General features: G+C 60.7%; 14 protein-coding genes and 2 tRNA genes. 8 read left to right on the top strand and 8 right to left on the bottom strand.

All coding sequences use genetic code 11. The features are described from left to right. A tRNA-Arg gene (locus tag AWB64_RS18700) sits at positions 1-77 on the top strand. A gap of 85 nt (positions 78-162) precedes the next feature. Here the strand turns inward: AWB64_RS18700 and AWB64_RS18695 are convergent. From AWB64_RS18695 to AWB64_RS18675, 5 genes are all read right to left on the bottom strand, one after another. Continuing rightward, positions 163-654 carry a phage protein NinX family protein gene (locus tag AWB64_RS18695; RefSeq protein ID WP_060856901.1) on the bottom strand — a complete coding sequence of 164 codons (492 nt, stop codon included), beginning with the start codon at positions 652-654 and terminating at the stop codon, positions 163-165. A gap of 113 nt (positions 655-767) precedes the next feature. Next, a complete protein-coding gene (locus AWB64_RS18690; protein WP_244164108.1) occupies positions 768-3,206 on the bottom strand; it encodes a RelA/SpoT family protein in 2,439 nt (812 codons plus the stop codon). Positions 3,207-3,288: 82 nt separating this feature from the next. After that, on the bottom strand, positions 3,289-3,492 hold the full coding sequence (gene rpoZ, locus AWB64_RS18685; RefSeq protein ID WP_031359151.1) for a DNA-directed RNA polymerase subunit omega: 204 nt from the start codon (positions 3,490-3,492) through the stop codon (positions 3,289-3,291). Between the two features lie 56 nt (positions 3,493-3,548). After that, positions 3,549-4,214: a guanylate kinase gene (gene gmk / locus AWB64_RS18680; RefSeq protein WP_060856900.1), complete on the bottom strand. Its 666-nt coding sequence runs from the start codon at positions 4,212-4,214 to the stop codon at positions 3,549-3,551. A gap of 7 nt (positions 4,215-4,221) precedes the next feature. Next, entirely contained in the window at positions 4,222-5,166 is a 945-nt protein-coding gene (locus AWB64_RS18675; protein WP_060856928.1) for a YicC/YloC family endoribonuclease, read from the bottom strand. 299 nt (positions 5,167-5,465) lie between these two features. Between AWB64_RS18675 and rph the strand changes: the two genes are divergently transcribed. The 5 genes from rph to AWB64_RS18650 all read left to right on the top strand — a co-directional run bounded on the left by rph (position 5,466) and on the right by AWB64_RS18650 (position 9,496). Further along, a complete protein-coding gene (gene rph / locus AWB64_RS18670; protein WP_279616268.1) occupies positions 5,466-6,212 on the top strand; it encodes a ribonuclease PH in 747 nt (248 codons plus the stop codon). Next, on the top strand, positions 6,205-6,822 hold the full coding sequence (gene rdgB, locus AWB64_RS18665) for an RdgB/HAM1 family non-canonical purine NTP pyrophosphatase (protein ID WP_060856899.1): 618 nt from the start codon (positions 6,205-6,207) through the stop codon (positions 6,820-6,822). The genes rph and rdgB overlap by 8 nt, the downstream gene beginning before the upstream one ends. Then, positions 6,819-8,057 carry a radical SAM family heme chaperone HemW gene (gene hemW, locus AWB64_RS18660; protein ID WP_060856898.1) on the top strand — a complete coding sequence of 413 codons (1,239 nt, stop codon included), beginning with the start codon at positions 6,819-6,821 and terminating at the stop codon, positions 8,055-8,057. Before rdgB ends, hemW begins: the two co-directional genes overlap by 4 nt. A gap of 39 nt (positions 8,058-8,096) precedes the next feature. Then, positions 8,097-9,287 (top strand): MFS transporter, encoded by a 1,191-nt coding sequence (locus AWB64_RS18655; RefSeq protein ID WP_060856897.1) that lies wholly within the window; start codon positions 8,097-8,099, stop codon positions 9,285-9,287. A gap of 119 nt (positions 9,288-9,406) precedes the next feature. Beyond that, positions 9,407-9,496: transfer RNA gene (locus AWB64_RS18650), tRNA-Ser, on the top strand. 14 nt (positions 9,497-9,510) lie between these two features. On the opposite strand, the gene AWB64_RS18645 is transcribed toward AWB64_RS18650, so the two are convergent. From AWB64_RS18645 to AWB64_RS31955, 3 genes are all read right to left on the bottom strand, one after another. Continuing rightward, positions 9,511-9,801 carry an addiction module antidote protein gene (locus tag AWB64_RS18645; protein WP_060856896.1) on the bottom strand — a complete coding sequence of 97 codons (291 nt, stop codon included), beginning with the start codon at positions 9,799-9,801 and terminating at the stop codon, positions 9,511-9,513. Positions 9,802-9,804: 3 nt separating this feature from the next. Next, positions 9,805-10,065 (bottom strand): type II toxin-antitoxin system RelE/ParE family toxin, encoded by a 261-nt coding sequence (locus AWB64_RS18640; protein WP_341845228.1) that lies wholly within the window; start codon positions 10,063-10,065, stop codon positions 9,805-9,807. 208 nt (positions 10,066-10,273) lie between these two features. Beyond that, a complete protein-coding gene (locus AWB64_RS31955; RefSeq protein ID WP_167353930.1) occupies positions 10,274-10,432 on the bottom strand; it encodes a hypothetical protein in 159 nt (52 codons plus the stop codon). A 120-nt stretch (positions 10,433-10,552) separates the two neighbouring features. Between AWB64_RS31955 and AWB64_RS18630 the strand changes: the two genes are divergently transcribed. Together AWB64_RS18630 and AWB64_RS18625 are read left to right on the top strand one after the other, a co-directional pair. Continuing rightward, entirely contained in the window at positions 10,553-11,035 is a 483-nt protein-coding gene (locus AWB64_RS18630; RefSeq protein WP_060856894.1) for an energy transducer TonB family protein, read from the top strand. 275 nt (positions 11,036-11,310) lie between these two features. Beyond that, positions 11,311-12,618: an MFS transporter gene (locus AWB64_RS18625; RefSeq protein ID WP_060856893.1), complete on the top strand. Its 1,308-nt coding sequence runs from the start codon at positions 11,311-11,313 to the stop codon at positions 12,616-12,618. Position 12,619: the final 1 nt, after the last annotated feature.

Raw genomic sequence — 12,619 nt, 5'->3', positions numbered from 1 at the left:
GCGGCTGTAGCTCAGATGGATAGAGTACTTGGCTACGAACCAAGGGGTCGTGGGTTCGAATCCTGCCAGCCGCACCAGTTTAAGAAGGGCCTTCCGCGAGGAAGGCCCTTTTTGTTTTTGCGGCAATCATGGGATCGGTCTTTGGATCAAATGCGCCGCCGGTTATTGCCGCGCGGCTGATCCTATATCCCCAATCCGTCCATCCGGTGCCGGCGCATCTTCAATCGATGCCACCGCGCTCTGTTCGCCCAGCGGCTCCGCTCGCTCGCCCAATAGCATTTGCGACCGGTGCGGATAATCATCGTCTACCGTTTCTCCAAACGCATGCAGCAGGAAGGCGCGAAGCAGCGCAATTCTCAACGATGCACCACGCCCCGCCACCTCCTGCCCGTCCTTGCCGAACACCGCCGTGCAGACAACCTCCCCACGCCCGTGGTCGCTCATCTCAAGCCGGCAGGCGCGCTCCAGCACAACCGAAGCAGCTTCCCAGGACGACGACGGCAAAAATCGCCCGTCCCACGCCCGCCCGCGATCGTTACCGCGAATGGCGAGCGTCTGCCCGCCGTCGGTGAAATGGATTTCGCGGATGAAATCGTGCAGCCCGCGTGCGACCCAATAGTCGAGCTCGGCGCCTTCAAGTTCCGATGTTTTCATATGTGCCCCTTGTTGTACGCAGAATGGGTACAAGGCACGCAGGTCGCGTTCCAGCGGCGATCAAAGCCTCTGCGCGCGAGCCAATGGCTGCGCCAAGGCCCACGTCAGTCGCGTCAATAGTCGCCGCGTTCGCGATCGATCCGCATGCCGCCTTCGGTGTTGCGGTGATGTGGCTCGTCACTCGGCCGTTCACGCGCAATGCGCATCACGTCCGGATTCGTCCTGACACGCCGCATCACGTTTGCCAGATGCACGCGGTCACTGACCTGGATCACGAAACGCAAGACGGTGGATTCCTGCGTCACGTCCTCGTCCATTGCAATGTGGACGATATTGGCATCGGCAGACGTGATATCAGCGGCCACGCGGGCGAATACGCCCTTCGACGTGCTCACGAGCACTTTGATGGCGACGTCGAAAAGGCGGCCGGGCTGCGGCGCCCAGGCAACGTCGATCCAGCGGCCGGGATCGCGCCTATGAATACGCTGCGCCACGCGACACTCGGTGGTGTGGATCGCCATGCCGAGCCCAATGCCGATATAACCCATGATGTCGTCGCCGGGAATCGGGCGACAGCACGCCGACAACTGCACCGACATGCCTTCCGTACCGGTAATCACGACTGGCGGCGCGGTGTTCGTGGTGAAGCTTTCGCGAGGGGAATCATCGTCGTCCCGTCCGGTCATCAGCACTTCAATGCGCTTTGCCATCACCGCAGCGACACGCCTGCCGAGGCCGATGTCCGCGAAGATTTCCTGTCGGCTCTTGTTGCCGGTCCATTGCACCAGCTTTTCCCACACTTCCGGCGTAACTTCGGAAAGCGCCAGGCCATAGCCCTTGAGGCTTTGGTCGACAAGCCGTTCGCCCAGTTGCACCGATTCATTCAGCCGCATCGTCTTCAGGTAGTGACGAATTGCCGAACGGGCCTTACCGGTGCGCACGAACCCAAGCCACGCGGGATTCGGCTTCGAATACGGCGCGGTAATCACTTCAACAATGTCGCCGCTCTTCAACTCGGTGCGCAGCGGCAGCAACTCGTTGTTGATCTTCACCGCGACACACTGGTTGCCGAGATCGCTATGAATGGAATACGCGAAGTCGAGTGCAGTCGCGCCACGCGGCAGCGGCATGATTTTCGACTTGGGCGTGAACACGTAGACCGCGTCCGGAAACAGGTCGATCTTGACGTGTTCGAGGAATTCGCTGGAGTCCCCTGCTTCGCTTTGAATGTCGAGCAGCGACTTGAGCCATTGATGCGCGCGCTTTTGCACATCGTTGAGATCCGCGCCGCCGTTCTTGTACAGCCAGTGCGCGGCAACGCCCGCCTCCGCGATTTCATGCATCTTGCGCGTGCGGATCTGGAATTCGATAGGCGCGCCAAACGGACCCACGAGCGTGGTGTGCAACGACTGATAGCCATTCACCTTCGGGATCGCGATGTAGTCCTTGAACTTGCCCGGCACCGGCTTGTAGAGCGCATGCAATGCGCCTATGCACGTGTAGCACTCGAGCGCCGTATCCAGCACCACGCGAAATCCGTACACGTCGAGCACTTGCGAAAAAGACAACTGCTTGTCGCGCATCTTCTTATAAATGCTGAAGATGGTTTTCTCGCGCCCGGTGACGTCCGCCTTGATCTTCGCGTCGGCAATCGTGCGCTGGACCGCTTCCATGATCTTGCCGACCACTTCACGCCGATTGCCTCGCGCGGCCTTGACTGCGCGCTCGAGCGTGGCATAGCGATGCGGATTGAAGTTCGCGAAACTCAAGTCCTGCAGTTCGCGATACGTATTGTTCAGGCCGAGCCTGTGCGCAATGGGCGCATAAATGTCGATGGTCTCGCGCGCCACGCGACGCCGCTTCTCCGCCGGCACGGCGCCAAGCGTGCGCATGTTGTGCAAGCGGTCGGCCAGCTTGACGAGGATCACTCGCACGTCGCGCGCCATGGCGAGCAGCATCTTGCGGAAGTTTTCCGCCTGCGCTTCCTCGCGATTGCGGAACTCCATTTTGTCGAGCTTCGACAAGCCGTCGACAAGTTCCGCGACCTTCGGCCCGAACCGTTCCGCAATTTCGGTTTTCGTCACGCCCTGATCTTCGATCACGTCATGGAGCAACGCCGCCATGATGGATTGATCGTCGAGTTTCCAGCTTGCGCAGATTTCCGCGACCGCGACCGGATGCGTGATGTACGGCTCGCCACTCTGCCGATATTGCCCGAGATGGGCTTCGTCGCTGAAATGGAAAGCCTGTTTGACCTGCTTGATTTCTTCCGGCGAAAGATACGCGGCCAGTTCAGTCGTCAGTTTCGCGATGGAAACGACATCGTGACGGCGCGGTTTCTCCGGCGTGGCGGTTGGCCCGAACAGATGGCGAAACGACTGTTCGAGAACCGCATCTATGTACTTGCGCGCGGCCGATGGAGAATCTCCATCTTGATCGTGGTCGTGCGCGTGGTTTTCAGCGTTGAACTCGATATGCGCATCTGCATCGGTTTCAGTGCTGAGCACGTCGTGATGCGGGTCCACAGAGACGGACGATGGAACTGGATTCATGGTCGCCTCCGTGGTTAGCTGTCGCTTTAACAAAGATGCGCATTGATTCGAAAATTGCCCTGGCCGGTAACCGGATCAAAACCTAGACCGGAACCTTCTTGAGCATTTCCACACCGACCTGACCCGCCGCGATTTCACGCAGCGCTACAACAGTCGGCTTGTCGCGGCTTTCGATCTTCGGCGTGTGGCCTTGAGCGAGTTGACGCGCACGGTACGTTGCCGCGAGCGCGAGCTCGAAGCGATTGGGGATCATTTTCAGACAGTCTTCGACAGTGATGCGGGCCATGGTTGATTCCTTCTCGATATGTTCTTCATTCTACCTTATGTGACCGGAAAGCCCGCTCACTCGGCGTGCGGCGAGTGTATGCCCAACTCGACGAACAGCTGCGTATGGCGTGCATATTGCGAACCAAACCGCAGGCGTGTCGCGGCAACGAGACAGCGCAATTCCGTCAGCGCCTGCTCGAAGTTCTCGTTGATCAGCACATATTCGGCCTCCGGCGCGTGCGCCATCTCGCTGCCGGCAGCGAGCAAACGGCGCACGATCACGTTCGGCGCATCCTGCCCGCGCTTTTTCAGACGCTCTTCCAGCGCATCAAGCGACGGCGGCAGAATGAAAATCTCCACCGCATTGCGAAAGCGTTTCTTGACCTGCTGCGCGCCTTGCCAGTCGATTTCGAGCAGCACGTCATGGCCGCTTTTCATCTGTTCTTCAATCCATACGCGCGAGGTCGCGTAGTAATTGCCGTGCACTTCGGCGCTTTCGAGGAATTCGCCGGCGTTGTGACGCGCCATGAAATCATCGACGGAAGCAAAATGGTATTGCACGCCGTCTTGCTCGCCCGGACGCGGCTCGCGCGTGGTGTACGACACGGACAGTCGGATGGCCGCATCTTGCGCGAGCAGTGCGTTCACCAGCGTGGACTTGCCCGCGCCCGAAGGCGCCACGACCATGAACAGGTTGCCAGGGTACACGCCGGCGTAAGTGTTGCGTTGAGCGTCGTTCATTGCGCCTTCACTCCAGGTTCTGCACTTGCTCGCGCATCTGTTCGATGAGCAGTTTGAGCGTCATCGATGCATCCGCGAGTTCTTTTGCGGCCGCTTTCGAGCCGAGCGTGTTCGCTTCGCGATTGAGTTCCTGCATCATGAAGTCGAGCCGCTTGCCGACCTTACCGCCCTTTTGCAGCACATGACGGGTTTCCGTCAGATGCGCGGTGAGGCGCTGCAATTCCTCGTTGATGTCAATACGGATGCCGTACATGGTCACTTCCTGGCGAATCCGTTCAGCGACTTCCTCGCGTGGAATGCTGCTTTGCGTCGTGCCCGTGGTGTTTTCTGGCGCGGCAATCCCAAGCGCAATCTGCAGGCGCTCCACGATCTTCTGCTGATGCTTCGTGATCAATTCGGGCACGAGCGGCGTGATGCGCGCGACGATGGCCTCCATCTCCGTCACGTTCGCGATCAGGACGGCGCCAAGCGCGGCGCCTTCGCGGGCGCGCACGTCGATGAGTTCCGCAATGGCCTGCTTGCCGCACGCCAGCACGGCGTCGCGCAACGTTTCCGCCGATACCCCGCTCTCCGACAAAATGCCCGGCCAGCGCAGGATTTCGCCGGTGCGCATGCGTTCGGAATCGGGGAAAACGTCGAGCACCGAACGCTCCAGCGCGGCGAGTTGCGACAGGGCATCGCGATTGAGCACGCCTGAAATGGTCGTCTGCTCGGCGCGATTCAGGTTGATACGAATATCGACTTTGCCGCGCGAGAGCTTGTTCATCAGCATTTCGCGCAATTGCGGTTCACATGAGCGAACGTCTTCCGGCATGCGGAAGTTCATGTCGAGAAAGCGCGAATTCACCGTGCGCAATTCCACCGATACCCCCACGCCCGAACCATTTGCGCCCGCGCCGTCCGACGCTACCTCGCGCGTGGCGCTGGCGTAGCCTGTCATGCTGTAGATCATTATCGCGTCCGTTTTGAAGGCCATATGCGCGCATGCATTTACCGCGTGCACCGCCCGGCCAGTTCACTTCAGTACGCCCGGCGTGAAGCTGCGCGAATGGCATGCAATGTTGGCCGGGCGAGGAAGCTGGCATTATCCCATTTTTGCCGGTATCGCCCGGGAAACGCGGAGCTTGGCGCGCTGGCGGCGAACGCGCCAGTCAGCCGTTCATGCCGATTGCGGATAAAATTTGTGCTCTGGCCAGCGTCCGGCCCCCTTCACCGCTTTTTCACCTGATCGCCTCCATGACAGATTCCCCGCTGACCTCGCCCGCCCCGTCTTCACGCCCCAGCGGCCGTCGCGCGAACCAGTTGCGCGACGTGCGCATCACGCGTCATTACACGAAGCACGCGGAAGGTTCGGTCCTCGTCGAATTCGGCGACACCAAAGTGATCTGCACCGCGAGCATTTCGGAGCGCGTGCCCGAATTCCTGCGCGGCCGCGATCAAGGCTGGCTCACCGCGGAATACGGCATGCTGCCGCGCGCGACAAACACCCGCAACGACCGCGAAGCGGCGCGCGGCAAACAGACCGGACGCACGCAGGAAATCCAGCGCCTGATCGGGCGCGCGCTGCGTTCCGTGTTCGACCTGAACAAACTCGGTGCGCGCACGCTGCATATCGATTGCGACGTGATCCAGGCCGATGGCGGCACGCGCACCGCGAGCATCACAGGCGCATTCGTCGCGGCCCACGATGCCGTCACAAAGCTCATCACCGCCGGAAAAATCGCGGAATCGCCGATCAACGAATTTGTCGCGGCGATTTCCGTGGGCGTGTACAACGGCCAGCCGGTGCTCGATCTCGACTACGACGAAGATTCGCAATGCGATACCGACATGAACGTCGTGATGACGGGCGCTGGCGGTTTTGTCGAAGTGCAGGGAACGGCGGAAGGCGTGCCTTTCACGCGCGCCGAAATGAACGCTCTGCTGGATCTGGCGCAAAGCGGCATAGAAACATTGATAGCGAAGCAGAAGGTCGCGCTGGAGTTGCTCAGTGTCTGATATTGCGTTGAAACGCGTCGTGCTTGCGTCGAACAACGCGGGCAAGTTGCGTGAGTTTGCGGCGCTGTTGAGCGCGGCGGGCATCGCCCTGGTGACACAAGGCGAACTCGGCGTGCCGGAAGCCGAGGAACCACACGTGACGTTCGTGGAAAATGCGCTGGCGAAGGCGCGGCATGCGTCGAAGGCAACCGGACTTCCCGCGCTCGCCGACGACTCCGGCCTGTGCGTTCACGCATTGCGCGGCGCGCCCGGCGTCTATTCCGCACGCTATGCGCAGTTGCAGAACGGCGGCGAAAAAAGCGATGCCGCGAACAACGCGCGGCTCGTTGCCGACCTCGCGAATGAAACGGACCGCCGCGCGTATTTCTTCTCCGTGCTCGTGCTCGTTCGTCATGCCGACGATCCCGAGCCGCTGATTGCAGAGGGCCGCTGGCACGGCGAAGTGTTGGATGCTCCGCGCGGTGCAAATGGTTTTGGCTACGATGCGCATTTCTTCGTGCCATCGCTTGGAAAAACCGCCGCAGAACTCGATCCCGCCATCAAGAACGCCAACAGCCATCGCGCAATCGCGCTTCGGCATTTGCTGGAACGGCTGAAGGACGTCTCGTGAATCCGGGTCCTCAAACGATCAACGTCGTGAAGGCGTTCACGTCGCCGGGCAGTATCCGCCTGACGTCGCTGCCGCCGTTATCGCTTTATGTGCATTTCCCGTGGTGCGTGAAGAAGTGCCCGTATTGCGATTTCAATTCGCACGAGTGGAAAGGCCAGACGTTCCCTGAAGACCGGTATCTCGATGCGTTGCGCGCCGACCTCGAACACGCGTTGCCAATGGTCTGGGGCCGTCAGGTTCATTCCATTTTTATTGGCGGAGGCACGCCCAGTTTGCTCTCGGCGAAGGGACTCGACCGCCTTCTCTCCGATGCCCGCGCGTTGCTGCCGCTGGACGCCGACGCCGAGATCACCCTGGAAGCGAATCCCGGCACGTTCGAAGCCGCGAAGTTCGCGCAGTTCAGGGCGAGCGGGGTAAACCGTTTATCGATAGGAATCCAGAGCTTTAACGAGCGGCATTTGAAAGCACTCGGCCGGATTCACGATGCAACGCAAGCGCGCGAGGCCGTGGAAATCGCCGCGAAAAACTTCGATAACTTCAATCTCGACCTGATGTTCGCGCTGCCCGAGCAGACGCTGGACGAATGCCGCGCCGATATAGACACCGCGATCGGTTTCGCGCCGCCGCATTTGTCGCTTTATCACCTGACGCTCGAGCCGAACACGATGTTCGCGAAGTACCCGCCGCCGGTTCCCGACGACGACGCCTCGGCCGACATGCAGGACTGGATTCACGAGCGTACCGCTTCGGCGGGTTACGAGCGCTATGAAGTGTCGGCCTACGCGAAGCCGAACAGGAAGAGCCGGCACAACCTGAATTACTGGCGCTTTGGCGACTATCTCGGCATTGGTGCGGGCGCGCATACCAAGCTGTCTTTTCCGCAAAAAATCGTGCGTCAGGTTCGATACAAACATCCCGGCACGTACATGGACGAAGCGCTCGCGGGTGCGGCGGTCCAGGAAGAACATGAAGTGGGTCCGCGCGACCTGCCTTTCGAATTCATGCTCAACACGTTGCGCCTCGTCGAAGGTTTTCCGGTGCATTCGTTCAACGAACGAACGGGTCTGGCCATGTCCGCGATCGAATCCGCGTTGGTCGAAGCCGAAAAGCGCGGCCTGATCACGCGCGATGTTGAAACCATTGCGCCCACGCAGCGCGGCCAGGATTTTCTCAACGATCTGCAGGCGCTGTTCCTCAAGAATCCCGACTCGAAAACGATCAAGGACAACCGTTAATTGAGCGCCTCTTCACCTGCGTTGCCGCCCGGGTCGGTCATGCGCCACCGGCCCTTTGCGCTCTTCTGGAGCGCTCGGGTGATGTCGTCGGTGGCGTTCCAGATGATGTCGGTCGCCATCGGCTGGCAGATTTATTCGATCACGCATAGCGCGTTCGCGCTCGGGCTCGTTGGCCTCGCCCAGTTCCTGCCCATGTTCCTGCTTACGCTCGTGGTCGGCCACGTGGCCGACCGTTACGACCGGCGCGTGATTGCGTTCGTTTGCCAGGCAATTCAGGGCGTGGCGGCGTTGACCTTGTGCATTGCGACATGGCGCGGAATAACCAGTCAAGAGCTGATCTATGTGATCGCCGCCGTTGCGGGATCGGCGCGGGCGTTCGAATCGCCATCCATGTCCGCGCTCCTGCCCAACCTGATCCCGCGCGCGCAGTTGCAGTACGCGACCGCGTGGTCCACGTCCGCGAACCAGACCGCGCAGATTCTCGGCCCCGCAATGGGCGGGCTGCTCTACGGGCTCGGCGCGCTCGTGGTGTACGGGGCGGTATCGGTGGCGTTCGTTGCGGCGGCGCTGCTGGTTTCATCGATAAAAATCGAGCAGGCCGTGCGCATGCGTACGCCGGTTTCGTTCGAATCGCTGTTCTCGGGCATTGCTTTCATTCGACGCAAGCCCGTGATTCTGGGCGCATTGTCGCTGGATCTGTTCGCGGTGCTGCTGGGCGGCGCGACGGCTTTGCTGCCGGTGTTCGCGCGCGACATTCTGCATGCCGGGCCCTGGGCGCTCGGGATCCTGCGCGCGGCGCCCGCGGTCGGCGCGCTGGCCGGATCGGTTTATCTGGCTCATTTTCCGTTGCGGCAGCGCGCGGGGACAGCGCTGTTTGGCGGCGTGATCGCGTTCGGCATTGCGACGATCGTGTTCGGGTTATCGCGCAACATTGTCATATCCGCGTTGGCGCTTGGCGCGCTGGGCGCGTCGGATGTGATCAGCGTGGTGGTGCGCAACTCGCTCGTTCAACTGCAAACACCCGATGACATGCGTGGACGCGTCAACGCGATCAACTCGCTGTTTATCGGGACATCGAATCAACTGGGCGAATTCGAGTCGGGGATGACTGCGGGCCTGTTTGGCGCGGTGCCGGCGGTGTTGATTGGCGGAGCGGGAACGATTGTTGTGGCGCTGCTCTGGATGCGCTTGTTTCCCGGTTTGCGTGCGACCAAATCGCTGGAAGGATGACGCGCTTTCGAAGGCTTAAACCGGCGGCGAAGTTGCGCTACAATACGCGCCTTGCCGGAAAGGTGCGCCGTTTCAAGCGCGCTGTTCCAGTAGTCGTGCAGTTGCTGAGTGTGAAACGTGGAAGCGTGGCCGAGCGGTTTAAGGCACTAGTCTTGAAAACTAGCGACGGGGTGACTCGTCCGTGAGTTCGAATCTCACCGCTTCCGCCAGAACGCTTTCGCGATCAGGCAGCTTCTGGGTGCAGCCGGATACCGAGGGCGCGCATAACCTTGAGCAACGTCGAAAAATCCGGACTGCGGTCACCGGAAAGCGCCTTGTACAGGCTTTCGCGAGACAAACCCGCATCACGGGCAACCTGCGTCATACCGCGCGCACGGGCAACGTCCCCAAGGGCTTTGGCGATAAAGCTGGCATCGTCGCCAGCCTCTTCAAAAGCGGCTTCGATGTAAAGAAGCATTTCCTCTTCCGTGCGCAGGTGTTCAGCCACATCGTAGGGAATAGTTTTAGTGGGCATGATTCAATCCTCCAGTTCGCGAGCCATGTGAAGCGCCTGCGCGATGTCGTTGGGTTGTGTGCTTTTATCGCCGCCGCATAGCAGCAGGATAAAAGCACCGCGACGTTGCACGTAGTACACACGATAGCCAGGGCCAACATCGACTCGCAGCTCAGAGACACCGCCGCCGACCGGCTTCACATCACCGAGGTTCCCGCCAGCAAGACGGCGAATCTGATCTGGATTCGCGCACGTGCTCGAAGATCGCGTAGACCATCGATCCATTGTGCAAATCTCGGGGTCTGCCGCAGTTCAATCATGGCCTAAGTGTATCCTACTGGCTACGGTTTATTAATCCCACCACCGTGTTCTACCCTCTTCGGCCGATCTTCCAATCTATCTCCCCGATGCCGCAACAATGCTTCCCGCAATGAAAAAACCCGCATCCATACCGATACGGGTCTCCTGACACCAAACGCAACCACCAAACCCCTCACCCCACATCGGGCTCCCCTTCCCCAGGTTTCTTCCCGGGCTGGTCGCTCGGCGCCTGCTTGCGATGTTCGTCGTCGCGTTCGGGCATCTTGCTCGCCTCGTTGTCACTGTGTTCCGCAGGCTGCGGATTGTTCAGGTCTGACGGATCCTGGCTCATGGTGCTCTCCTTGCATCGTGCAAACGTGGGAATGCAATTAGGGCAGCAAGACATGGACCCGGCGTTCATCGTTATATATGGTTGAGATTGATGCAGCGACTTCCCCGGAGTTTTATCGCCATGACTCTCAGCCTGAAAATCACGCAGCTCATGCCGGGCATCGCGCTGTCCGCCCTTCTCGCCGCGTGCACCATCACCCCGCCGCCCAGCGCGCTCGAATCGCCGAAACCCGCAGCCGCCGTCAGCAGCGCGACGCTCGATCAATACAAGGTGCGCGTGGCGCAGCGTATTTTCGAGCGCAATCCGTCGCTGGTGCTCAAAGGCACGCCGCAAGCGATGCTCCGCTCGCTCGTCGTGGTCGCTTACACCGTGGACCGCAACGGCCGCGTGCTCCATTCGTCCGTGTATCGAACCAATGGCGACGACGAAGCCGAAGCAACCGCACTCGCCTCGCTGCGCCGCGCGTCCCCGCTGCCCGCGCCGCCCACGCGGCTGCTCGACGGCAACGGACACCTCGAACTCTTCGAAGACTGGCTCTTCAACGACAACGGCCAGTTCCAGCTAAGAAGCGCGCATTCGCCGCAGGCGACGACTATCGATTAATGGAACTTTCGTCGCACTTATAGAAACAGTTCCTTGCCGGTCGCGACCCGTGCTCGTTATAATTTTCGATACCCCTTTTCGCCGGCCACGCCGGCCAAGCCATCGTGGTCGCCCAACCGGCGCCCGTGCGATGCGCCCGCCCGCTCGATACCGCGACGCACCCATGCGCAGGTCGACGCAGTCTGCTTGCCCCATCTGGCTTGTTCGCCTCGTTCGCTTAATCGAAATGTCCCGCAGCGCGTACAACCGCGCGCGATGGCCAAAACGGAGACGCCATGTCGTCAGCTTCACCTTCACTGCCTGCATCGCCCGCGAGCGACGCCAAAATGAGCAGTGCCCGCGTCATTTTCGCGAGTTTTATCGGTACGGCAATCGAGTTCTATGACTTTTATGTCTATGCCACAGCCGCCGCGCTCGTTATCGGACCGGTCTTTTTCCCGCATAGCTCGCCCGCTGCGCAAGCGTTGTCGGCGTTTGTGACGTTCGGCATCGCGTTTATCGCCCGGCCAATCGGCTCGTTCGTGTTCGGCCATTTCGGCGACCGGATCGGACGAAAATCGACGCTGGTCGCGTCCCTTCTGGTCATGGGCGTTTCCACGACGCTGATCGGCTTCGTGCCGGGTTATGCGTCCATTGGCAGCCTGGCGCCGGTGCTGCTGTGCATCCTGCGATTCGGACAAGGCATCGGCCTGGGCGGCGAATGGGGCGGCGCTGCGCTTCTCGCAACCGAATATGCACCGCAGGGCAAGCGCGGCTGGTTTGGAATGTTCCCGCAACTGGGGCCGTCGGTGGGATTTCTGGCATCGAACGGCTTGTTTTTCGGCCTGGCGCTTTCCCTCACCGACGAACAATTCCGCAGTTGGGGCTGGCGCGTGCCGTTTATTGTGAGCGCGGTGCTGGTGGTGCTCGGCCTCTACGTGCGCCTGAAAATCGCGGAAACGCCAGCGTTTCGTGCGGCGGTGGAAAAGCATGAGCGTGTGCGCGTGCCCGTGGCAACGCTGCTGAGCCGCTATCTCGGGCCCACGCTGCTTGGCGCGATCGCGATGATCGTCTGCTATACGCTCTTTTATATCTCGACGGTCTTCTCGCTTTCATACGGCGTGTCGACACTGCATTTCACGCGTGAGAAATTCCTGGGCCTGTTGTGCTTCGCCGTGGTTTTCATGGCCATTGCCACGCCGCTGTCCGCGCTCGCCAGCGATAAATTCGGCCGCCGTCCGGTGCTGATCGTGGGTTGCATCGCAGCGATCGCCTCCGGTTTCGCGATGGCGCCGTTGCTCGGCAGCGGCAACACGGCTTCAGTCGCGCTGTTCCTGACCATGGAACTGTTCCTGATGGGCGTGACGTTCGCCCCCATGGGCGCGCTCCTGCCTGAGTTGTTCCCGACCAACGTGCGCTACACGGGCGCAGGCGTGGCGTACAACCTGGGCGGGATTCTGGGTGCGTCGGTGGCGCCTTACATTGCGCAATTGCTGGCGAATCGCGGCGGCCTGACGTGGGTCGGCGGCTATGTTTCGGTGGCGGCGGCGATCAGCCTGATCGGCGTGCTCTGTATGCGCGAGACACGGGAAATCAAGCTTTAAC

It is taken from the genome of Caballeronia sordidicola, from assembly GCF_001544455.2.
GTDB lineage: Bacteria > Pseudomonadota > Gammaproteobacteria > Burkholderiales > Burkholderiaceae > Caballeronia > Caballeronia sordidicola.
The sequence above is the reverse complement of the archived record's forward strand: the minus strand, read 5'-3'. Positions and strand labels throughout refer to the sequence as shown.

What these genes read in the sequence shown, in the direction of transcription:
- AWB64_RS18695 (WP_060856901.1), bottom strand. Translation starts at nt 654, where the DNA reads ATGAAAACATCGGAACTTGAAGGCGCCGAGCTCGACTATTGGGTCGCA.
- AWB64_RS18645 (WP_060856896.1), bottom strand. Translation starts at nt 9,801, where the DNA reads ATGCCCACTAAAACTATTCCCTACGATGTGGCTGAACACCTGCGCACG.
- AWB64_RS18625 (WP_060856893.1), top strand. Translation starts at nt 11,311, where the DNA reads ATGTCGTCAGCTTCACCTTCACTGCCTGCATCGCCCGCGAGCGACGCC.
- AWB64_RS18630 (WP_060856894.1), top strand. Translation starts at nt 10,553, where the DNA reads ATGACTCTCAGCCTGAAAATCACGCAGCTCATGCCGGGCATCGCGCTG.
- rpoZ (WP_031359151.1), bottom strand. Translation starts at nt 3,492, where the DNA reads ATGGCCCGCATCACTGTCGAAGACTGTCTGAAAATGATCCCCAATCGC.
- gmk (WP_060856900.1), bottom strand. Translation starts at nt 4,214, where the DNA reads ATGAACGACGCTCAACGCAACACTTACGCCGGCGTGTACCCTGGCAAC.
- AWB64_RS18655 (WP_060856897.1), top strand. Translation starts at nt 8,097, where the DNA reads ATGCGCCACCGGCCCTTTGCGCTCTTCTGGAGCGCTCGGGTGATGTCG.
- AWB64_RS18640 (WP_341845228.1), bottom strand. Translation starts at nt 10,065, where the DNA reads ATGGATCGATGGTCTACGCGATCTTCGAGCACGTGCGCGAATCCAGAT.
- AWB64_RS18675 (WP_060856928.1), bottom strand. Translation starts at nt 5,166, where the DNA reads ATGATCTACAGCATGACAGGCTACGCCAGCGCCACGCGCGAGGTAGCG.
- AWB64_RS18690 (WP_244164108.1), bottom strand. Translation starts at nt 3,206, where the DNA reads ATGAATCCAGTTCCATCGTCCGTCTCTGTGGACCCGCATCACGACGTG.
- AWB64_RS31955 (WP_167353930.1), bottom strand. Translation starts at nt 10,432, where the DNA reads ATGAGCCAGGATCCGTCAGACCTGAACAATCCGCAGCCTGCGGAACAC.